This window comes from Planktothrix pseudagardhii (genome assembly GCF_904830925.1).
GTDB lineage: Bacteria > Cyanobacteriota > Cyanobacteriia > Cyanobacteriales > Microcoleaceae > Planktothrix > Planktothrix tepida.
Window position 1 is genome coordinate 3,510,576 of sequence record NZ_LR882967.1, and the last position, 22,431, is coordinate 3,533,006.

Here is a 22,431-nt window from a genome sequence, read left to right on the forward strand (position 1 = left end):
CTCGATTTGTGCCAGGAAATGTCCTATGTTTTTCAATGCAACTCAACTTTTAATTGATAACTTTGTTGAACAACTTCGCTCAGGATATCATCATACCTATGGGGGATTTAATGCCCATTATGGGGATATTGTCGCTTGGGCTGGAGGGATGGCTTTAGAAAATATTGCCAATAGCGATGCCCTCTATCATGATGTTGAACATACAATTATCGTTACATTAGTCGGTCAAGAAATTTTACGCGGAAAACATATCCGCGAAGGTGGGGTTTCTAGCGAAGATTGGCTACATTTTATGCTCTCTCTAGTTTGTCATGATATTGGTTATGTTAAAGGGGTTTGTCGCCAAGATCGAGAGGGATATTATGCTACAGGATGTGATGAAAACAGGGTACTTTTGCCCTTTGGATGTACAGATGCGAGTTTAATGCCTTATCATGTTGATCGAGCTAAATTGTTTATTCGAGAACGATTTGGGGGACATCCTTTAATTAAGTCAGATGTGATTCAATCTAATATTGAACTGACACGATTTCCGGTTCCTCAAAAATCCGATCATCAAGATACAATACATTATCCCGGTTTAGTGCGGGCGGCGGATTTAATTGGTCAATTGAGTGATCCTCGATATCTTCAAAAAATTAGTGCCTTATTTTATGAGTTTGAAGAAACAGGATTTAATCAAAAAGCAGGCTATCATAATGCCGGAGAGTTGCGAAGAAATTACCCTCAATTTTATTGGCATAAAGTGTATCCCTATATTAAAGATAGTCTACGGTACTTATCTTTAACTCAGCAAGGCCAACAAATTATTGCTAACCTGCACGCCAATGTCTTCCTGGTTGAACATGAGGAAACCATCAAGGAGGTCGTCATGGTTTAATCTGTTTAATCGTTGAAGGATAAAATTTTAATGTTCCATCAGGTCATCTATCCCAAAATAGGGTAAACTACTTTATATTTTAAATTTTCTATGAGTTCCATGACGAATTCTGTTTTTTCGCCTTTACAAAGTCGTTTACTCACGGGTTTACTGATTTTAGTCGTGAGTTGGTTAAGCTTTCAATTTTTAGGTTATGTTGGCGAATTAATCAGTATATTAGTTACCTCTGGATTAATTGCCTTTCTTCTGAACTACGCTGTGGCAAAATTAGAACGCTTTATTCCGCGAGGAATTGCCGCCGCTTTAGTGTATTTAATTGCGATTGTAACCTTTGTAATTATTGCCTTAACTCTTGTCCCGCCTGTCTTTAATCAAGGACGACAATTAATTACTCGATTACCCGAATTAATAGAATCAGGACGGCAACAGTTAGCGGAATTTCAAGTTTGGAGTGCTGACCGAAATTTACCCTTTGATGTCGGAATTTTACAACAGCAACTTTTGTCTCGAATTCAAGGAACCATTGAACCGATTCTCACCGGAAGTTTAGGTTTAGTGCTAGGAACCTTTAATTGGTTTTTTGACTTAATTTTTATTTTGGTCATTGCCTTTTATATGTTATTAGATGGGGAACGGTTGTGGAACCTCCTGATCACTATTTTATCCCCCCAAATTCGAGAGGTTTTAACCTTTTCCTTAGAGCGGAATTTGAAAAAATTTGTCTTAGGACAAACCTTGCAGGGAATTTTTATGGCTGTCACCTTAACCGTTGCCTTTTTAATGTTAAAAGTTCCCTATTTCCTATTATTTGCCGTTGTGATTGGATTATTGGAAATTATCCCCTTTGTGGGAGCCACATTAGGGATTGGAACTGTCACTATTATTGTGGCTTTTATTGATTGGTGGCTGGCATTACAAGTGTTAGCCGTTGCCGTTGCAATTCAACAAGTTAAGGATAATATTGTTGCTCCTCGAATTATGGGAGATTTAACCGGATTAAGCCCTGTGATTATTTTTAGTGCTTTATTATTAGGGGGAAAAATAGGAGGATTATTAGGATTTATTCTGGCGATTCCCATGGCAGGGGTGATTAAAAGTATTATTGAAGTGGTTGTTGATCCCACTTTACCTCCTCAAACCGGTTCCTTCTTTTATAATCCTTTAGATTCAAAAATTGACTTAACGCCAACGGAAACTTTATCTCTAGCTGAACAGGAACGCTTGAAGGTGTAAAATAAAAAAATAGAGACACAATTCTACAAGTTTTTCAACAATTCTTTGAGTGCAAAATCTGACTTATGAAATGGTGGCAACGACTTAAAACTAATCCTTTAGCTCAATTTGGAGCCGGAATTTTATTGTTATTTTATGTGATCGTCATTGCAGCAGATTTTGTTGCGCCTTATAGTCCTTATGAATCGCAACTGAACGCTTCATTATTGCCACCGACTCAAATTTATTGGTATAACCAAAAAGGGCAATGGATTGGCCCCCATGTTTACCCCACAACTCAAGGCCCGGTGGATATTGAAACTGGAATTCGTAAACTTAATGTTGATAAAACTCAGCCAAGTCCTGTCCGATTTTTCGTTCAGGGAGAACCCTATAAAATATTAGGAATTATCCCGTTTGATCGTCATTTATTTGGAACAATCGGAGCCGGACAAATTAATTTACTGGGAACCGATGAACAAGCCAGAGATCAATTTAGCCGGATTGTTTTTGGAGGTCGAATTAGTCTCAGTATTGGATTAGTGGGAATTCTAATTTCGTTCCCGTTAGGAATGATTATTGGAGGAATTTCCGGTTATTTTGGCGGATGGTTAGATACTTTTACCATGCGAATTGTTGAAGTATTAATGACGATTCCAGGATTATATTTATTAGTAGCTTTAGCCGCCGTATTACCCCCACAAATAACCAGTAGCCAGCGTTTTCTATTGATTGTGGTGATTATTTCTTTTATTAGTTGGGCTGGGTTAGCACGAGTGATTCGAGGACAAGTTTTATCCATTAAAGAACAACAATTTGTTCAAGCTTCACGGGCTATTGGAGCTAATTCTTTATATATTATTGCTCGTCATGTTCTACCCCAAACCGCAACCTATCTGATTATTTCAGCAACATTATCAATTCCCGGTTTTATTATTGCAGAATCGGTTTTAAGTTTGATTGGCTTAGGCATTCAACAACCCGATCCCTCTTGGGGAAATTTACTCTCTTCAGCAACAAACGCCTCAATTTTAGTGTTACAACCTTGGTTAATTTGGCCGCCCGCTATTTTAATTATTTTAACGGTCTTAGCTTTTAATTTATTAGGAGATGGGTTAAGAGATGCCCTTGATCCTCGGAGTCTCCAACGATAATGGATGATTATTATAACAACAATTGAATTCAAGTTCTACCGATGTTAACTAATAAATCTGGATGTCGAAATGTTGTGATTGTTGGAGGCGGCCCATCGGGACTGGCGATCGCTTTAATGTTAGCAAAACGTGGCTGGACAGAAATTACTGTTTTAGAAAAAAGAAAAACGGCTGACTATTACGAACCGGATAAAGCGTTTAACTATCAAATTGATGGTCGAGGTCAAAAAATATTGGATTGGCTGGGATTAACCCCAAACTTAGCAGGAATGAGTGTTTCCAGCCAAGAATTTTACTTAACGGTAATTCAACTTAATGGAAAGCGAAAAACGATAAAATTACCCTTTATTAATCCTAATCGAAAAACAGCTTATTGGTTGCCTCGAAGAGCTTTTGTCTCTCTACTCTATGAAGAAATTGAACGCAATTGCCAACAGCAAATTACCGTTTTATTTGAAACTAAATGTATTGAACTAAATCATAAACAGGAACAATTAGAGGTAATTGTTGAATCAAGAAATGGCAAATTAAGGAGTTTTACACCTGCTTTTGTAGTTGGTTGTGATGGTTTAAATTCTATTGTTCGTCAAACCCTACACGACTGGGAAAAACCTGATAATCATCGCTTTGAAATGCAATATTTTCCCTCGCCTAGTTCAGGACTGCGCTATCAAGTATTAACCTTACCGCCTCAATTTCCGCTTTCAAACCAGCTAGATGATCAATCTGTCTGTACAATGGCTTATGCAATTCGGGGTAAAGCTGTAGAAGGTCAGAAAAAGATTTCTTTGGGTTTATTACCGATGAAAAATCCCGATGAACCTCGAACCGCTAATATTATTACTTATCCTAATCATAAAATTTGGACTTTTAAAACCAATGAAGAATTATATCGTTTTTTAGAACAATCTTTCCCTCAATTATCCATTCGTGATATTATTTCCGAGTCTGAAATTACACGATTTGTCAACAGTCAAGGCGGTGTTTTTCCTGTTCCTCAATTTTGTTCGGGATTACACTTTTTATTGAAATCTGATCAAACTTTCTCTGCCATCCTCTTATTAGGAGATGCAGTCCATTGTTTTCCCCCCGATATTGGTCAAGGGGTCAACTCAGCGTTAGAAGATGTTTATATTTTACAGCAAGTTCTCGAAGAAACCCAGGATGATCTGTTATTGGCTTTACCCCTATATGAAGCTCGACGTTCTGGAGATATTGAAGCGTTAATTCATTTAGCTCAAACAACATTTCCTTGGCAATATAACCAAAATTGGTTCCGTCGAAAGTTATGGGATATCAACTTTTTAATCGGACTGCTTCTGAATCGGTTTTTGCCTTTCTTTTTCAGCCCTCCTGCATTTTTGATGATTCAAGATTATCAACTCAGTTATCAAGAAATTTGGCATCAAAACCAACGCACAAACCAACGTTTGTTCATTTTCAGTGTAACGCTATTAGGCATATTATTTGTTCTGGGATTCAGTTTTAACGTCTAACTCAACTGGGATTGAGAAGCTAACTTCTACCTTGTTCACCCAGGTAAGAAGTTAAAGTTTGATAATCCGAAAAATCTGAACAGTTAATGGCTTGTTCCGTTAACGCAATTTTGGGATTAATGGTACACTTTAATTGATAATTTCCGGTAAAAAATTTACAGGTTGAACAAGGAATTTTATGTAATTCTTTAACGCTGGTTATTCCTTGTGTCAGTGTTCTATAGGTACTCCAGATTAACGAAAAAACGAATAACCAAGCAACACTAAAGCAAACAATCTGCAATAGCATCGGTGAAACTTGATTAAAAATATATAAAATTTGAGACATGGCAGTTAGGAATAACAAAGAGGTAAGCTAAAGCTAATACTCATCTATTCTGAAGGGATGACTGTTTCCCCTCATCTAACTTCAGCATGATCTGTTTGTGAATTCGGTTTGTAAATTAAGCGATAAAACTCATCCATTGAAGAAGTCTCATCATTGATTACAAGCGAAATTAACAAAATCTCTACCTTAAGTTAGAAAATGAATTGATCAGAAATCGGTAAAGTATTGATTACTTCTCTATGAAGTTAAGCTTGGGAATTGAAATTTTCTGGATTCATATTGCTAAATATCCCTTAACTCCTTTTTGGATTATTTAATGGGATTTTTAAGTAAAAAATGTCCTCTTTTGAGGGTTGAGATTGCCATCTTTATCGATAAAGTTGGTGATGAATTGTAGCGTTTCGTTTCAACGCTGAAACACAATTTCTCCAAAGTTGGGTGTTGCTAGTGCAGTCGGGTTTGATTTTTTTCTATCCCTTTCTGTGATTAATGAATGGGTTTTTTTTAATATTAACCCGGATGCACTGGCTCATCTTTAGCAACTTGGATTCGCTCTGATGGAGTCAGTAAATACATGGCAGCGAAATTCCCAAAATTTGATCAAGGTCTGGCTCAAGACCCAACCACTCGCCGAATTTGGTACGGGATTGCCACGGCCCATGATTTTGAAAGCCATGATGGCATGAACGAGGAAAATCTCTATCAAAAGATTTTTGCCTCCCATTTTGGTCATTTGGCAATTATCTTTTTATGGACATCCGGCAACCTGTTCCATGTCGCTTGGCAAGGAAATTTTGAACAGTGGATTCGAGATCCCCTGCACATTCGTCCCATTGCCCATGCCATTTGGGATCCTCAATTTGGCAAACCGGCGGTGGAAGCCTTCTCCCAAGCCGGAGCTATAAACCCCGTTAATATTGCCTATTCGGGCGTTTATCATTGGTGGTATACCATTGGGATGAGAACTAACGCCGAGCTTTATCAAGGCGCTGTGTTCCTCCTGCTTTTGGCGGCATTGTTTTTGTTTGCGGGCTGGTTACACCTTCAACCCAAGTATCGTCCGAGTTTGTCTTGGTTTAAGAATGCGGAGTCTCGCTTAAACCACCACTTAGCGGGTTTATTTGGGGTCAGTTGTCTAGCGTGGACAGGCCATTTAGTTCATGTTGCCATCCCTGAATCCCGTGGCCAGCACGTCGGATGGGATAACTTCTTGACCACGTTACCCCATCCAGCCGGACTCAAACCCTTCTTTACTGCAAATTGGGGGGTTTATGCCCAAAATCCTGATACAGCACGGCACGTTTTTGGCTCATCGGACGGGGCAGGAACGGCGATTTTAACGTTTTTGGGTGGGTTTCATCCCCAAACTGAATCGTTATGGTTGACGGATATTGCCCATCACCATTTAGCGATCGCAGTCATCTTTATTATTGCGGGTCATATGTACCGAACCAACTTCGGTATTGGCCACAGTATTAAAGAGATGTTGAACTCGAAAGATCCGTTGTTTGGGGTTCCCACCGAAGGACAGTTCAACTTACCCCACCAAGGTTTGTATGATACCTACAACAACTCCCTGCACTTCCAGTTAGGAATTCACCTGGCTGCGTTGGGTGTGGTGACATCGCTGGTGGCGCAGCATATGTATTCGATGCCACCCTATGCGTTTATCGCCAGGGATTATACAACCCAAGCGGCGCTGTATACCCATCATCAATATATTGCTGGGTTCCTCATGGTCGGAGCCTTTGCCCATGCTGCCATCTTCTGGGTACGGGACTATGACCCCGACCAAAACAAAGGCAACGTTTTAGATCGGGTTTTGAATCACAAAGAAGCGATTATTTCTCATTTAAGTTGGGTGTCTCTGTTTTTGGGATTCCATACCCTGGGTATATACGTTCACAATGATGTGGTTGTCGCCTTTGGGACACCGGAAAAGCAAATCTTGATTGAACCTGTATTTGCTCAGTTCATTCAAGCGGCTCACGGTAAAGCCCTCTATGCAATGGATGTGTTACTGGCGAACCCTGACAGTATTGCCCATACCGCTTGGCCGAATAATGGGAACGTTTGGTTGCCGGGTTGGTTAGCAGCGATTAATTCCGGTAAGAATTCATTGTTTTTAACCATTGGCCCTGGTGATTTCCTCGTTCACCATGCCATCGCCCTGGGTCTGCATACCACCACATTAATTTGTGTGAAAGGTGCGTTAGATGCTCGTGGTACTAAACTGATGCCTGATAAAAAAGACTTCGGTTTTACCTTCCCTTGTGATGGCCCTGGACGGGGTGGCACTTGTCAAACATCCGCTTGGGAGCAATCCTTCTTCCTGGCGACTTTCTGGATGTTGAATACCCTCGGTTGGGTAACGTTCTATTTCCATTGGAAGCATTTAGGGGTGTGGCAAGGAAACGTTGCTCAATTTAATGAAAGCTCCACCTATATTATGGGTTGGTTGCGGGATTACCTCTGGCTCTATTCAGCCCAGGTGATCAATGGTTACAACCCCTACGGAACCAGTAACCTCTCGGTTTGGGCTTGGATGTTCCTGTTCGGACATTTGGTATGGGCCACTGGGTTTATGTTCCTGATTAGTTGGCGAGGTTATTGGCAAGAACTGATTGAAACGTTAGTTTGGGCGCATGAACGCACCCCTCTGGCGAACCTCGTGATCTGGAAAGATAAACCAGTTTCGCTGTCAATTGTTCAAGGATGGTTAACGGGTTTAGTTCACTTTACGGTGGGCTATATCCTCACCTATGCTGCGTTTCTACTGGCTTCAACGGCTGGGAAATTTGGCTGATCATCCCTGAAAGGGTGAATGATTAACCATAGGGGTGGCGAAAGTTGCCCCTATGTTTTTGGGCTTCAGTCCTCTGTGAATTATATGAAATCTTTAAATGTTTGCTACGCATATGTTTTCTGTAGAGACGCGCCATGGCGCGTCTCTACGTGGGGTTTAGGCAATTATCTGTAGTATCAATTTCAGGATTTCATATTATTAGAAATCAGGTTAGGTATGATAGGGATGAACCCTGTTGTAACACCACAATGAGCATCAATCTCACCTCTGACCAAGAACAATTTATTCAAACTCAACTGGAATCTGGGAAATATCAAACCCCTGAACAAGTCATCTCAACTGCGTTGCGCCTACTGGATGAATGGCAAAGGGCTGAGGCAGAATGGGTTAAAGATGTGGCTGATAAAATCGATGCTGCTGTATCCGCTACTGAAGAAAATCCTCCCCTTGATGGTGAAACTTTTATCAATGGGATTTTAGAACGGTTTAAGCCAAACCATTAGGATGCAACGATGAGTCGCTATGTTATCAACATTCTAGCCAGCCATGACCTCAACGAGATTGCTGAGTATTTTGCCAACCACTATTTAACAGTTAGAAAGAAGCTCAACAACTTTTTGAGCAACTTGATCCGCTTTTTTACGAAGTTCTTGCAAATCAGAACAAACAGAAAATGAATTTTCGCAAGCCAAAAATAACATCGTGTAAAAATTATCTTGACTAATTGATGTTTTCTTTTTATTACAATAAGAGCGCACTTTATTAACTTCATCGTTTACGAAGCATAGAGACGCACTGAAAAAAAAGTGACCTTTAATATGCTGAGATGGTTTATGATTTATTAATTGTTCTTTTAATGAACTAAATTCATGATCTTCTAAATTTAAGCTTCGTATGGCTTTTAGTAAATTTTCCTGCCAGGTAACGTGCAATGAAATTTCTGGCTCATCAGCAATAAAAATAACACTTCTGTTGTCTTGCAACAAAACCTCCAAAAATTGGATTAGTAATTGCTTTTCCCCAGATGATAAGCTAGTCCACATAAATTTTTTATTGCTCTCTTGAGCTATATAAAATGATAGTTCGCCAGTCTTATTATCATACTCAAATTTTTTGTTATCCATAAATCTGTGAAGTGTATCAAAAAAGTTCTGGCGAGCTTCTGTTATTTTATTTTTTTCGTTTTCTGACTCGGTTAGTGAATTAATAATATGGCTTGTTCGATAAATTAGAGGTAAAGCAAATACATGGTCAACTTGATATCCACTATTTTTATTTTCATTTTTTAATCCAACTATAGCATCTTCTATTTTTTGTATATGAATGTCAATATCTTGGTTTTTACCTTGAATTCCTAGTTCTTTGAATGCTTGATATAATTTCTCGCTTAAGCTCTTCAAATCAATTTTACTTAATTGAGTTGCTTTAGGACTAAATTGATCAAATTTCTCGTTGTATAGTAAAGATAAAACTGTATCTTGCTGAAATCTTTTTGAAATTTCATTGAGTCTGGTTTCTAACTTTAATTGATATCTAGCAAACTTTTCAAATAGCTGCCTTAGTCTCTCATCAACAGCAGAAATTCTTTGACGAGGATCGGATTCTAAACTATCATCATAGGATTGCCTATATACAGATATTTGTGAAATCTCTACTAAGCTGGAAAGTTCTTTTTTGAGGTTAAGTTGCTCTTCTCTAATATGTGCAGGAATTCTCCAGTATGGTTCACGACGTCTCACAACACGAGAAGACTCTATGAAAAGACGATACACTTTTTGTCCTACTTTATATTCATATGTATCCAATCCCATATTTTCATCGGATATTTGTTTCTCAAGCCTAATTGTTTTAGTTCGTTTGGGTTTACGATCAATCAAATCGATCCGTATAGATTTAAACTGAAGAATAGATAGCTGGATTAAGTCTAAAGATAGGGTAGCAGCTATTAAATTAACAAAAGTTGATTTACCAGTTCCATTAAGACCGATAAAAATAGTTACATCTTGATTGAAGATAGCAGATGCTTTCTTCGTCCCCCAAAATCCTTCAACCTCAACACGCTTTATAATCACAAAAACTTCCTCATAGTATTTAGTTGATCGCATCTAAGATTTTCTAAACCTGGATTTGTCATGAGAGTTGTCCATCGGCATAAGTAAAAAAATGTTACCTTATGGCTGAGTTGATTGAAAAAATTTTATATATTTCAAAAATAAAAAACTATAGAATTTAAACAAAATTAATATTTTTCTCCCCCGTATTGACCCAAACCCCAACACAACCGTGATCCCTATCACACAACTCTAATTCGTATCAGAAGATAGTGGATTTACAGTATTTAGGCCACAACCATGTTGACTGGAGAACGCAAGGCGGACAACCGGATGGATAGTCCTGAAACCGCTAGTGGAGTTATTCGCCTCAAACCCCAACAATATATCCATATTCTCGATACCAATACCGGGGTCACTCGTTTGGAAGTTGGCCCCCAAACCATTACGCTTCGGGATCATGATCGCCTTGCCTTACGTCCAGAGTCCATGATCGTTGTCCCTCCTCGCTATTATTGCATCATTACTAATCCGGTTTTGCGAGATGAAGACGGTCAACCCTTAGCGGATCAACATGGTCAAATTCGCCTGCGCTATGGCGATCAAGAAATTCGCTTTGCTCAAGATCCCTTTCCCCTGTACCCCGGAGAAGAATTAATCGGGGATGTTACCCGCCTGCACGTCGTTGAAACCAATCAAGCCTTACGGTTACGGGCACTGCGAGACTTTAGCGAAATTCAAACCCTAGACACCGAAGAACAAACCCTAGACCGTCGGGCTGGTGATGAATGGTTGTTTGAAGGGCCAGCCACTTATATTCCGCGTGTGGACGTGGAAGTGGTGGAAACGGTCAAAGCTAAAGTGATTAAACCCAACCAAGCTTTACGGTTACTCGCCCGCCAAGCTTGTGTGGATCGCCAAGGTCATCGTCGTCGGGCTGGAGAAGAATGGCTGGTGCGGGAGGAAGGGGCCTATCTTCCCGGTGTCGATGAAGAAGTGATTGATATTATCAATGCCTATGTGTTAACCGAACGCAAAGCCTTGCATCTGCGAGCTAAACGCACGTTTCAGGATGTCTTGGGACGACAACGACGGGCGGGGGATGAATGGTTAGTCACCTTAGCCGATGCAGAAATTCATATTCCCGATGTTTATGAAGAGGTGGTGGGGGAAGTTCAAATTACCACCCTGGATGATCATGAATGGTGTGTGGTACTGAACCCCATTGACGAGACGGGTAGACCCCAATTGGGGTTACGGGAAGTGCGTCAAGGACGAACCTCTTTTTTCTTACATCCAGGGGAACGACTGGAAGCTGGAATTCAGTATATTTATATTTTAAGTGAGCAAGAAGCTTTGTTGTTACGAGCCAGAGAATCCTTTACAGAAGGTACGGGGGCAACGGCTACAATCCGGCAACCGGGGGATCTGTGGATGATTACAGGGCCGAGGGATTATATTCCTCCGGTGGAAGTGGAAGTGGTTCAAAAGCGACAAGCGATTCCCTTAGATAAGAATGAAGGGATTTATGTACGAGATACGCAAACGGGGGAATTAAAGTTAGTTAACGGGCCACAAGCTTATATGTTGAGTCCCTATGAGGAATTGTGGGAAAAAGAACTTCCCCCTGTGGTGGAAGGGTTGCTGATGCAACAGCGAGATCCAATTGCCGATCGCAATGTTCAAGATGGGGATCTTCTGGTAACGCGGAAAACTCCACGCCCGCCCCGCAACAAAACAAGAGCCGTTGTTTTCCATGTTCCGCAAAATTCGGCGGTTCAAATTCACGATTATAAAAATCGCTCCGCCCGAACAGTTTTTGGCCCTGATTTGGTCATGTTAGACCCAGATGAAGCGTTTACGGTGTTGAGTTTGTCTGGGGGTAAACCCAAACAACCCAATTTGATTAAATCCTTGGCTTTGTTGTTAGGGCCGGATTTTATGACGGATATTTTTATCGTTGAAACCTCGGATCATGCCCGCTTACAGTTGCAACTGTCCTATAACTGGTATTTTGACGTCAATCGTCATGATGAACAAGCGGCGGTGCGACTGTTTCAAGTGCCGGATTTTGTCGGGGATGCTTGCAAGGCGATCGCATCACGGGTGCGAGGGGCAGTTGCGGGGGTGAAGTTTGATGAATTTCACCGCAATTCTGCTCGAATTATCCGCACGGCGGTATTTGGGACTGATGAAGAAGGACGGGTACGGGAGGAGTTTCGATTTCGAGCAAATCATTTGGTGATTACAAATATTGATATTCAGACCGTTGAACCCGTTGATGAAGAAACTTTGAAAAGTTTGCAAAAATCGGTACAAATTGCCATTCAAATTACCACCGATGCCCAGGAAGCCGCCGCCCGTCACGATGCAGAACGAATTGAACAGGAGGCAAAGGCAAGGCTGGAACGCCAAATTATTGTCGATAAAAGTGCTGCGGAAGGGGAACGGCGGCAATTGTTAGCGTTTCAAGCGGAAAATGCTGCCATTGAGTCTACGGGACAAGCCACGGCAGAAGCCAGAGCGAAAGCAGAAGCCGCACAAATTCAAGGAGCATTAACGGTGAGTTTGGCGCAACAGGAGGCCGAAGCGGCTCTCATTCGTTCAGAAGCGGAATTGGCGCAGTTACGGGCTAGACAGGAGACTGAACTGGCGCATCAGCAAGCGTTGATGAGTTTGGAAATTGAAAAAGCGCAACGGTTGGCGCAAATTCAAGCGGATGAGTTTCGGCAAAAAGTGGAGGCGATTGGGCCTGACACGTTGCGAGCGATCGCCCAAGCAGGGCCAGAACTACAAGTGCGTCTATTACAAGGGTTGGGGCTTCAAAGTATGTTAATCACCGATGGCAAAAGTCCGATTAATTTGTTCAGTACAGCCAATGGGTTAGTAAATCCCGCTTCCTTACCCAATCAACCATAACGAATCGACTGCCCACACTTTTCTCAAAGTTAGTGTGGGTATTTTATATTCCAAGCTTAAATGTTTGCTAAAAATAATTGCTTAGATGACTAATCACTTTTTCCCTGTTCCCTGTTCCCTGCTATTCAAGCTAATTCCATAACCACATCAATTGTATGTCCTAACACTTCATAGACTTTTCGTTGTTTAAAAAGTTCTAAACAATCAGCATTAATTTTATTGTTGGCGGCTTCTTGTTGTAAGATTTTTAAAGCTGTTACAGTAGGTAATCCGCTTTTATAAGGGCGATCGCCGGCTGTTAGGGCATCATAAATATCTGCAATAGTAATAATTTGAGCTTGGATGGGAATTTCGGGGAATTTTAATCCCAAAGGATATCCGGTTCCATCCAGTTTTTCATGATGTCGATAAGCAATGGTGGGAATATTTTTTAAGTCATTTGTCCAGGGAATTTGCTTTAAAAATTCATAAGTATAACTAACATGGGATTCAATCTTTTCTCGTTCTTCTGGGGTTAAATTGCCTCGTTCTACTAATAATTGATGAATTTCTTCTGAAGTTAATAAAGGTTTGATTTGTCCATCTAAATCTCGATACGTCATTTGAGCCAGTTCCCGCAGATGGTTTAAGGGATCTTCGGCTAATACTCTGGGTTCATTTGCTTCTAACAAAACAGCCCAATATTGGCTTAATTTAGCAATTGATTCTGATAATTTTGTATCTAATTCGGGCAGAGATTTACAAAACTGACATTCAGTTTCTGATGATAATTTCTGGGCGGAATGCTGCAACAAATGTTCGTATTTAGTTTGGGTACATTCTAATTCTAAGGTGCGTTGTGCTAAGGCAAATCGATGGCGAATGACATCTAATTGAAGGGAATAAAGTTTTTTCGGTTTGGTTAAAATCGCTTCAGGAACACCCACTTTCCCAAAATCATGTAATAATGCAGCATAGCGAAGTTCTTGGAGTTGACGTTCACTAAAACAAAAAGGTGCTAAGGAACCCGAATTAACCGTATTAACTTCTTGACTTAAACGAACTGCTAATTCTGCCACTCGTTCTGAGTGACCAAAGGTACAGGGATCACGAGCTTCAATCACTTGTACAGACGTGCGAACAAACCCCTCAAACAGATGTTCAATACTTTCTTGTAAATGATTTCGTTCAATGGAAATAGCAGCTTGGGAGGCAAGCGATCGCAAAATTCGCTCTTCCCAAATCGAAAAAGGTTGGGTCATTTCTACCGCATTTTCTGCCGTAATTGCCACATCCGGGTTAATTTTGCGGTTAATGAGTTGTAGAACCCCAATCACTTCTCCTTTGCGGTTTTTCATCGGAACCACTAAAACAGAACAAGTCCGATAACTAATATTTTCATCGAAACTGCGATCAAGTTGATAGGGTTCATGTTCTGGTAAATTATAGGCATCGGGAATATTTAATGAAACGGATTTTAACGCCACATATCCAGCTAAACTTCGAGGAGTCAAAGGAATCGCAAATTCTTTAAAAGACAAATTCGGTAAAGACGCATTTTGTGCCACTTTAAACAGCAATTTGGGGTTGTTATCACTGTGATCAATAAGATAGACACTCCCCGCATCACTCCAAGTAATTTCACGGCTTTTTGTTAATATTAAATTCAGCAGGGTACTTAACTCTTGAGTTCCAGACAGAGCCGTACCAATATCGAGCAGTTTCTCAATGAGTTCCGCTTGCTCATCGAAGTTATGGAACAATTCAGGTTTCTCAAAAATTATTTTCATTCGACACTTTCACTCCACTTCCCTCGAACTATTAATACGGTGAAATTTTGTTCCTCTATCCTAAAATTATTCAGAAAAAAAAATCAGCACTGATGTTATGATTAACCCAGTGCTGAAATTTGTTGAGCTAAAGCAAAATCTTTCTCGGTTAAACCCCCCGCGTCATGAGTTGTTAGACTAATGGTGACTTTATTATAAGAAATCTCTAAATCGGGGTGATGTCCAGCAACTTCTGAAGGTTCGACTAACTTGTTTACAAATTCAATCGCTTCAATAAAATTTTTAAATCGTTTGACTAATTTTAAATAATGTCCCTCTACTGTCCAAGCTGGAACTTGCTGGGAAAGCTGTTGAATTTCGCTATTACTGAGTCGTCCTACCATGGGCTACTTTAAAAATGACAATAAATGTAGGATTAAAATAACTATCCGCTCTCACCCAGACTTTGTGTTAGCACTTGCCTTCACAATAGGGTAAGAGCGGTCTAGCGGGTCTCCTGGATTAGAACCTGACTGCCGGAAGATCATTGAGTGTGAGTCCGGTTATCTAGGTCAGCGAGTGTCCTAAATGAACACAAACTTTTCACTAGATGACAGCCCCGGCGCACAGTCGGCATTTTCCAATCCGGCGACCCATGCGTTTACTACTTTCAATCATGGGCATCACCTCCTTGGCTCCCTAAACGGTTTAATGCGTTCAGTGTTTACGCTTTTTAAGATAACACAGGATTTTTAAATTGTGTGTTCCCCAGATGTTAAGAAAATCAAATATTTTACATCGATAAAATTAAGATTTTACAATCTATCGAGAGGAAGAGGGAACAGCTTAACTGGGAACAGGGAACAGAAGGGAAAAGAAAATAGGGAACAGGGGGTGAGAAAAAGCGATTAGTCATCTTGTTTAACCCGGCTGTTCCAACTCGGCTAAATTCATGTTTTCATAACATTCAAAGGGTTGATGAATCCAAGGGTTATCCGCCAGATAATCCACAAAATAATCGGGAGCCATTACTGAACAACTTTTATACCAGAGAACAGCCGTTTTCATCTCTTGGATTTGAGGATAACGGGATTTCAACCACCGGATAGATTCTTGTAAACTAATCCCAGAATCGACTAAATCATCCACTAATAAAACGTGACTTCCCAAGGTGTCTGTGGTCATAGTTAAGTGTTCAGCAATTTTGATCGCGCCTCGAACTTTTCCCCCTGGCCCATGATAAGATGATGTCGCTAAAATCGCCATCGGTTGTTCAAAAATCCGAGAAAGAATATCCCCGACTCGTAACCCTCCCCTCGCTAAACAGACAATTTGATTAAATTGCCATTGAGACTGATAAATTTTTACGGCTAAGGTTTCAATTTTGTGGTGGTATTCCGTCGCTGAAATATACAGATCGCTCATACTGGGTAATCGTTCAACACACAAAGGATTGTTCAAATCATATCAAAGACTTAGAACATTTTAGATAAACAGCGTTCTAAATAAATTTGAGCAACTTTATCCATAGGGAGGTGATGTAGGCATTCTTGGAATAATCTGGCAGCCTCTGAGTAACGTTCTAAATAATATTGCATTAATCCATATTCAAAGGTGGTTTTTGTCCGAAGTTTTCCAGCTTTTATTTCCGGCAAATCTGAATCAAATACTTCATATACCGTTACCGCATCGGATTTTCCTTTGACTTTGACTCGATCAATAATCCGAATTGCATACTCGTTGGCATTTTCTAAAGCCATAAAAGTGGGATGGGTAATTAATAAAGACACCCCATAATTTTTTGTTAAATTCTCAATGCGAGAAGCGACATTGACCGAATCACTAATAACCGTACTATCCAGTCGATTTTTACCCCCCACAATTCCTAACATTAATCCTCCGGTATTAATACCAATCCCAATTTTAATCGGAGGACGTTCGGGGCGTTGTCGGGTTTCATTATACTCATTCAGTCGGCTAATCATTGAAATCCCAGCCCGAACTGCATCATCAGCAGACCCGCCAAATAATGCCATAATTTCATCCCCAATATATTTATCAATAAAACCATAATTTTCGACGATGGCAGGTTCCATACGGCTTAAAAACGCATTAATAAATTTAAAATTATCTTCAGGAGTCATATCTTCAGAAAGACTGGTAAAATCCCGAATATCAGCAAATAAAATCGACATTTCTTTTTGAACTGCTGCCCCTAACTGAACTTCCACAATACTTTCATAACCTAAAAAAGATAAAAATTCATGGGGAACAAATCGCGCCGCTGCATCCGTCAGTTCAAATTCCGAATCTAACGCTTCATCTAAATGATGATTCAATTCTGAAAGTTTTGCCATAAATTGTAAGCGTTCTTCTTCGGCAGTTTTTCGTTCTGTAATATCAACGACAAACCCTTCATAATAAAGTAATTCATTTTTATCATTAAAGACAGCCCGTGCATTTTCTGAAATCCAAATAATGCTGCCATCTTTGCGGTAGGCTTTAAATTCAAATCCTGAAACTTCCCCTTGTTGATCAATTAATTGTATAAAATCTAATCGGCGTTGAGAATCTACATAAATTTGTTCTTCAACATTCCTCACCGTTGACATTAAATCCCAGGGAGAATCATAACCTAAAATCTTCGCCAAGGCAGGATTTGCACTAATATAATGCCCCTCCCTGGTGGTTTGAAATAAGCCTTCACTGGCATTTTCAAATATACTGCGATATTTTTCTTCAGCTTGCCTTAAAGCCAGTTCTGTTTGCTGACGTTTTGTTATATCTTGGAACGCTAGAATCGCATACATTAAATCCCCCTCTTCATCATAAGTCGGTGTCACCCAATTTTCAAGCAATATCGTTTGTTCTCCCTGATTCACTTCTAAAATAAACGTGGTATCGGGTGTAGGATTATATAAATCACAATAAGGTGTTAATTGATCAAATTGATGCTGTTGACACCAATTGAGATAAGCTTGATAAATATTAGATAAAGCTTCACAAAATAATCCAGGAGTGACTTTAGTTTTGAGCAATTGTTGAGCTTTTTGATTGGTAAAATAGGGTTTACCCGTAGGGTCTAAAACAGCAACGCCAACCGGAATTCCTTCTAAGAATTGCGTCATCTGTTGTTCATTATTGCGAACTTGAGAATAAAGTTTAGCATTGTCAATGGAAATCGCGGCTTGAGAAAACAGAATTTTGAGGACTTCTAATCGTTCTGGAGTAAACACTGCGGTTGCTAAGTTATTTTCAAGGTACAGAATTCCAATCAATTTCCCCCGATTTTGAATGGGAGTCATGAGGATTGATTTGGATTGATGTTCTATTAAATAAGGATCATTACGATACCGAGATTCTTGACGAGCATCTGCTAAAATCATAAACTCTTGGGTTTGAATCACGGTATTCAGAATCAATAAAGGTAAGGCATTACTTTGCTCTACAGAAACAGATTTTAATAAGGATTCAATCTCAATAGACCCTCCGTTAATCGGATTTAAACTGGCTATTGCTTCTATCGCTAATTTTCCCGATTTAGATAAAAGAATACAACATTTTTCGGCTCCTGCGTTTTCAATCACCACTTGAATTAATCGTTTCAAGAGTTGTTCTAAATCGATTTCTTGAGATAAAGCTTGAGAAGCTTTTGTCACCGTTGCTAAATCGAGAGCAGCCGAACCTCCATGACTACTAGAAATAATGGTTTCTGTCGTATTATTACTGATTGTTGTTCCTGTTGTGGGAATAACAAGTTGTGCTAAAATAGAATTTAAAAGTTGAGGATAACGAGATTCTAAATCCTTCACTTTGGCAAAAGCACCCCAATGAGCATAACTATAATAAGCATCAATTAAATAAACCCTGGCAATTTTTTCTTTTCCCCAATCTAAATAAAATTTAGCCGCTAATTCCTCTGCTAAAGCTTCTTCCTGAATAAACTGATAGGTTTTAGCCAGCATAATCGCTTGTTCATAAGCTTCAATGGCTTTAATATAATCTCCTTGAATGTGGTTAAATTCTGCCTCCACCAAATAAAATAGATGGGAAAAGTTCATCGGAGTCCCCTGAGAAAAAGCTTTTAATTTTTCTTGGTTTTGAGTTACTTTTTCTGAAATTTTAACTTGGTCTTCTGACGATAACTCCGGGTAGATTGCTAAATCAATTAAAGATTGATAACAATAAAAAAACGGTTGTAAAACAAAATAGGTGTCTTTGTTTAAATAGCATTCAGCTTGCTGAGACCATTCCTTCGCCTGTTGTAATCTATCTAATCTATAATTCAGAACCATGAAATTTAAACTAAGTTCAAAAGGAATTTCCTGGGAAGAATATCCAATTTCAGTCGTTCCTATTGTCCCGTTTTCAGCATGACCCGTAAAATTTAATGAGGTGTCTCCCTCTAATTTTCCATTTAAAATTTGCAAGCTTTGATGATAGGTTGTAAAAATTAATAGTTCTGACGGAGATTTAAAATTTTGTAACTGATTTAAACACCGACTCAATTCAAGCTCCAATTCAGAGACATCGTTTCCCGTGAAATAAGCGATTTCAAGATAAGCTTGAGCAAGACAATAAGCTTCATCAATTCTCCCGGCTTCTTGAGCTTGTAAATAGCAAGTTTTGAGAGGAGATAAAATCTGCTTTAAGGAAGTTTTCCAAGGTTTAATAAACCGATAAACCAGTTGTTTAACTTTGATAATTATTGCAAAATTTGCTTGTTTTTGCGATAATTCTAAAGCTAATTCTCCCATTTGATTTCCGAACTCAATTTCCCCTTGCGTACAAAGAATAAATCCAAATACAGCATAGACAAAACTTGATAACGTTGTATTTCCTTGTTGATAGGATAAATGAACCAGTTTTAAAACCCAAAATGGGAATTGTTTGGGAATTACCCGATAAGCAGAAGGAAAAGCAGAGGTTAAAATTCTAAATAAATTTACTAAATTAGTATTAGATAATTCGGGTAAATCTAATAATGCTAAGGGTGTTCTTCCCCCTAAATTTTTAATAAAATTATGCTTGAATTCCTGCCAACTTTCTTCACTAAAATTATCACCCCAGGTGAACCCTAATTGTTGACAAACAGCTAACGCAAGATTGACCGCATTGTGATCTTGATTTTGGCTCCTATAAGCTTGAATCATTAATTCATAAATTCTTACTTTATGCCCGAATATTTTAACATTTTCTAAAACAATATTTCCCCACTTGTGTAAATTTTCCCAATCTTGGCTGAGATAAGCAATTTCTGCTGCTTCTGTGTATAATTCTAATGTTAATTGATAGTCTCGTTCCCAACTCTCCGTTACCAATAACCCCAGACCAATCGCTAAATGTCCAATAGCTGTCGGATAGGCGGTGGCAATTTTCGCTTTTTGTCCGGCTATTAAATTAAATAAGGCTAATTGATCTCGTTCTTTTTGATCCTGAATTAAGCCTACTCCTAAATTGAGTTGATTAATGATATTTAATAAAACTTCGGTTGAAATTATATGTAAAATAATCTTAATGGATTGATTAAAATATTGTTTTTTGATTTGATTTAAAAGCGAATTTCCGATTTTTAAATGAGTCGCTTGTCGTTGATGAGTTGGAATTAAAAGATAAGCAGCTTGTTGAACTCGGTCATGAATAAATTGGTATTTATCAATACCGGGCTGTAACAACGGTAAGGTTTCATTTGGATCAAAGTGTGGAGGGGAAAATACTTCAGTTTCTAAGGAATAAAAGGGATAAATATCTCTAGCAATAACAATAAATTGAGCCTGTAAAGCAATTTCTAAAGCTTTTAATGTTTCTAAATAAGTTTTTTCAGTTACGGTAGCTAAATCTACGGCATTAAATTGATTTCCTAAACAAGCCGCAATTTTTAAAATTTCTTGGGTGTCTGGAGGTAATTGTTGTAATTGATGAAGAATTAAATCTAAAATATTAGAGTTAATCGAACGGGTTTTAATTTGAGTTAAATTACATTGCCAACCTCCGAATAAATTTCGATTTTTTAAGGAAGATTGAGGCGGATTAAACCAAATTAGTTCTTCTGTATATAAGGTTTGTAGAAATTGACGAACAAAAAAAGGATTTCCTTGAGTTTTTTGACTGACTAATTCTGCCAAAGGTTTAGCCCGGTCTAAGGAACAAACTAATGTTTCTGCTATTAGTTGATTAATCGCAGAATCTTCTAAAGCATTTAAAGGAATTCGATGTAAGGGAATTCCTGAATTTTCTAAGGTTTCTAAGATTTTAATTAAAGGATGTGTTTCCCCGATCTCGTCATCCCGATACGCTAAAATTAGCACTAAGGTTGGAGGTGTAGAATAAATATTTTGTTCAGGACTCATCAAAACCTGAATTAATCGTAAGGATTCAACATCTGCCCATTGTAAATCATCTAAAAAAATGACTAAGGGATGATGAGGTTTGGCAAAAGTTTGAATTAGCTTTTGAATTAAACGATTAAATTGATTCAGGTCAAGATTAACCTCTGATTCAGTCAGGGAAGACTGTTGATTTAATAAAACTTTCAGTTCAGGAATAACAGCCATTAAAACCGGGGCTTGATCTCCGAGTCCATTTAAAAGTTTCTTTTTCCAAGCTTCTACCTGTTCCAAAGGTTCAGTTAATACTTGTTGAATTAATTGTTTAATCCCTTGTACCCATCCCCAAAAAGGCGTATTCGTTTTAAATTGATCAAATTTGCCTGTGATAAAATAACTGTCTAAGGTGACACAATGAGTTATAGGCAAAACTCCTGTTCCACAATATGCAACGGTTTGATAGAATTCTTGAACCAGGGAAGACTTGCCAATTCCTGATTGACCTGTAATTACAATAATTTCTGATTGAGCCGTGTTCACAATCGAATTTAAACGCTCAATTTCTGGCTCTCGTCCATAAAATTTATTGGGAATAATAAATCGATCATTTAAGTCAATCGTCGCCAAAGGAAACGGAGGAATATCCCCCAGTTTTTCCCATTGTTCTAAACAATTTTCTAAATCATAGCGCAGTCCTAATGGAGTTTGATAACGCTCCTCTGGATTTTTAGCCATCAATTTTAAAATAATATTATTGAGCATTATCGGTAAGGTCGGTTTAATTTCGCTTAAAGGCTGAGGAAGCAGGGCTAAATGAGCATGAATTAATTCTAGGGGATCAGAAGATGGAAACGGAAGTTTTCGAGTTAATAATTGATAAAGTGTTACGCCTAAAGAATACAAATCTGTGCGATAATCAATACCCCGATGGGTTCGTCCGGTTTGTTCGGGAGACATATAAGCTAAAGTTCCTTCTAATCCTTGAGAATTAACAACTTCTTGATGGGAATGATTCAGTTGAATAGAAATACTAAAATCAATCAGTTGAACTTTCAAAGTTTCCGGGTGAATTAAAATATTTTGCAGTTTAACATCTTTATGAATCACCCGATGTTGATACAATTGTTCTAAAATTTGAGTAATTTCAATGGCAATTTTTAATAATTCACTTAAGGTTAGTTCTCGCTGTACTAAATAATCGGCTAGTGAAATATAGCCTTGATCAGCCATAATCAAGGCAAACCCATTACAATAGGGTTCCAAATCCAGAATCGGAACAATACCGGATATATTAAGAGCTTTGGCAATGCGATATTGATTTCTAAATTCAATCAAAGAGGGTACGGTTGGATATTCACTGCGTAATAGTTTAATCACAACCGGGTAACCATCAGACAAACGAATCCCACGATAAACCAGTGTTCTCGAACCATTATAGATCGGGTTAAGAATCTGATAGCCAGGTAAAGTGATCATAGCGGGGTTCTTGTTTATCGAAACCGGGAAAGGGT

The 22,431-nt window shown here is 38.9% G+C and carries 13 protein-coding genes; 7 read left to right on the forward strand and 6 right to left on the reverse strand.

Translation table 11 applies throughout. The annotated features are described in order from the left end of the window. The first annotated feature begins 25 nt into the window (after positions 1-25). The 4 genes from NMK36_RS14840 (at position 26) to NMK36_RS14855 (ending at position 4,742) form a co-directional block, all read left to right on the forward strand. Positions 26-880 carry an Npun_R2479 family HD domain-containing metalloprotein gene (locus tag NMK36_RS14840; protein ID WP_072719444.1) on the forward strand — a complete coding sequence of 285 codons (855 nt, stop codon included), beginning with the start codon at positions 26-28 and terminating at the stop codon, positions 878-880. 99 nt (positions 881-979) lie between these two features. Continuing rightward, the gene (locus tag NMK36_RS14845; protein WP_254174062.1) at positions 980-2,113 is read left to right on the forward strand and encodes an AI-2E family transporter; all 1,134 of its coding nucleotides are present in this window, start codon (positions 980-982) and stop codon (positions 2,111-2,113) included. 65 nt (positions 2,114-2,178) lie between these two features. Beyond that, positions 2,179-3,246 carry an ABC transporter permease gene (locus tag NMK36_RS14850; RefSeq protein ID WP_254174063.1) on the forward strand — a complete coding sequence of 356 codons (1,068 nt, stop codon included), beginning with the start codon at positions 2,179-2,181 and terminating at the stop codon, positions 3,244-3,246. 41 nt (positions 3,247-3,287) lie between these two features. Continuing rightward, positions 3,288-4,742, forward strand: a complete 1,455-nt coding sequence (locus NMK36_RS14855; protein ID WP_254174064.1) for an FAD-dependent oxidoreductase — start codon at positions 3,288-3,290, stop codon at positions 4,740-4,742. 19 nt (positions 4,743-4,761) lie between these two features. Here NMK36_RS14855 and NMK36_RS14860 read toward each other — a convergent pair whose 3' ends face one another. Continuing rightward, positions 4,762-5,070, reverse strand: coding sequence for a hypothetical protein (locus NMK36_RS14860; RefSeq protein WP_254174065.1), 309 nt, complete (start codon positions 5,068-5,070; stop codon positions 4,762-4,764). A 574-nt stretch (positions 5,071-5,644) separates the two neighbouring features. Between NMK36_RS14860 and psaB the strand changes: the two genes are divergently transcribed. Next, positions 5,645-7,876 carry a photosystem I core protein PsaB gene (gene psaB / locus NMK36_RS14865; protein ID WP_254174066.1) on the forward strand — a complete coding sequence of 744 codons (2,232 nt, stop codon included), beginning with the start codon at positions 5,645-5,647 and terminating at the stop codon, positions 7,874-7,876. Between the two features lie 248 nt (positions 7,877-8,124). After that, positions 8,125-8,379 (forward strand): ribbon-helix-helix domain-containing protein, encoded by a 255-nt coding sequence (locus tag NMK36_RS14870; protein ID WP_254174067.1) that lies wholly within the window; start codon positions 8,125-8,127, stop codon positions 8,377-8,379. An 84-nt stretch (positions 8,380-8,463) separates the two neighbouring features. Here the strand turns inward: NMK36_RS14870 and NMK36_RS14875 are convergent, their stop codons facing one another. Beyond that, positions 8,464-9,981: an AAA family ATPase gene (locus NMK36_RS14875; RefSeq protein WP_254174068.1), complete on the reverse strand. Its 1,518-nt coding sequence runs from the start codon at positions 9,979-9,981 to the stop codon at positions 8,464-8,466. 246 nt (positions 9,982-10,227) lie between these two features. On the opposite strand from NMK36_RS14875, the gene NMK36_RS14880 reads away from it, so the two are divergent. Beyond that, complete coding sequence (locus NMK36_RS14880) at positions 10,228-12,846, forward strand: colicin uptake protein (protein ID WP_072719436.1); 2,619 nt, start codon at positions 10,228-10,230, stop codon at positions 12,844-12,846. A 125-nt stretch (positions 12,847-12,971) separates the two neighbouring features. On the opposite strand, the gene NMK36_RS14885 is transcribed toward NMK36_RS14880, so the two are convergent. The 4 genes from NMK36_RS14885 to NMK36_RS14900 form a co-directional block, all read right to left on the reverse strand. Further along, complete coding sequence (locus tag NMK36_RS14885; protein WP_072719435.1) at positions 12,972-14,615, reverse strand: HD family phosphohydrolase; 1,644 nt, start codon at positions 14,613-14,615, stop codon at positions 12,972-12,974. Positions 14,616-14,716: 101 nt separating this feature from the next. Further along, a complete protein-coding gene (locus tag NMK36_RS14890) occupies positions 14,717-14,998 on the reverse strand; it encodes a 4a-hydroxytetrahydrobiopterin dehydratase (RefSeq protein ID WP_072719434.1) in 282 nt (93 codons plus the stop codon). A gap of 517 nt (positions 14,999-15,515) precedes the next feature. Continuing rightward, the gene (locus NMK36_RS14895) at positions 15,516-16,019 is read right to left on the reverse strand and encodes a phosphoribosyltransferase (RefSeq protein ID WP_254174069.1); all 504 of its coding nucleotides are present in this window, start codon (positions 16,017-16,019) and stop codon (positions 15,516-15,518) included. A gap of 50 nt (positions 16,020-16,069) precedes the next feature. Further along, positions 16,070-22,396: an AAA family ATPase gene (locus NMK36_RS14900; RefSeq protein WP_072719432.1), complete on the reverse strand. Its 6,327-nt coding sequence runs from the start codon at positions 22,394-22,396 to the stop codon at positions 16,070-16,072. Positions 22,397-22,431 lie beyond the last annotated feature (35 nt).

Coding starts and splice junctions, on each gene's coding strand:
- NMK36_RS14900 (WP_072719432.1), bottom strand. CDS start 22,396: ATGATCACTTTACCTGGCTATCAGATTCTTAACCCGATCTATAATGGT.
- NMK36_RS14875 (WP_254174068.1), bottom strand. CDS start 9,981: ATGCGATCAACTAAATACTATGAGGAAGTTTTTGTGATTATAAAGCGT.
- NMK36_RS14880 (WP_072719436.1), top strand. CDS start 10,228: ATGTTGACTGGAGAACGCAAGGCGGACAACCGGATGGATAGTCCTGAA.
- NMK36_RS14850 (WP_254174063.1), top strand. CDS start 2,179: ATGAAATGGTGGCAACGACTTAAAACTAATCCTTTAGCTCAATTTGGA.
- NMK36_RS14890 (WP_072719434.1), bottom strand. CDS start 14,998: ATGGTAGGACGACTCAGTAATAGCGAAATTCAACAGCTTTCCCAGCAA.
- NMK36_RS14895 (WP_254174069.1), bottom strand. CDS start 16,019: ATGAGCGATCTGTATATTTCAGCGACGGAATACCACCACAAAATTGAA.
- NMK36_RS14870 (WP_254174067.1), top strand. CDS start 8,125: ATGAGCATCAATCTCACCTCTGACCAAGAACAATTTATTCAAACTCAA.
- NMK36_RS14845 (WP_254174062.1), top strand. CDS start 980: ATGACGAATTCTGTTTTTTCGCCTTTACAAAGTCGTTTACTCACGGGT.
- NMK36_RS14885 (WP_072719435.1), bottom strand. CDS start 14,615: ATGAAAATAATTTTTGAGAAACCTGAATTGTTCCATAACTTCGATGAG.
- NMK36_RS14855 (WP_254174064.1), top strand. CDS start 3,288: ATGTTAACTAATAAATCTGGATGTCGAAATGTTGTGATTGTTGGAGGC.
- NMK36_RS14840 (WP_072719444.1), top strand. CDS start 26: ATGTTTTTCAATGCAACTCAACTTTTAATTGATAACTTTGTTGAACAA.
- psaB (WP_254174066.1), top strand. CDS start 5,645: ATGGCAGCGAAATTCCCAAAATTTGATCAAGGTCTGGCTCAAGACCCA.
- NMK36_RS14860 (WP_254174065.1), bottom strand. CDS start 5,070: ATGTCTCAAATTTTATATATTTTTAATCAAGTTTCACCGATGCTATTG.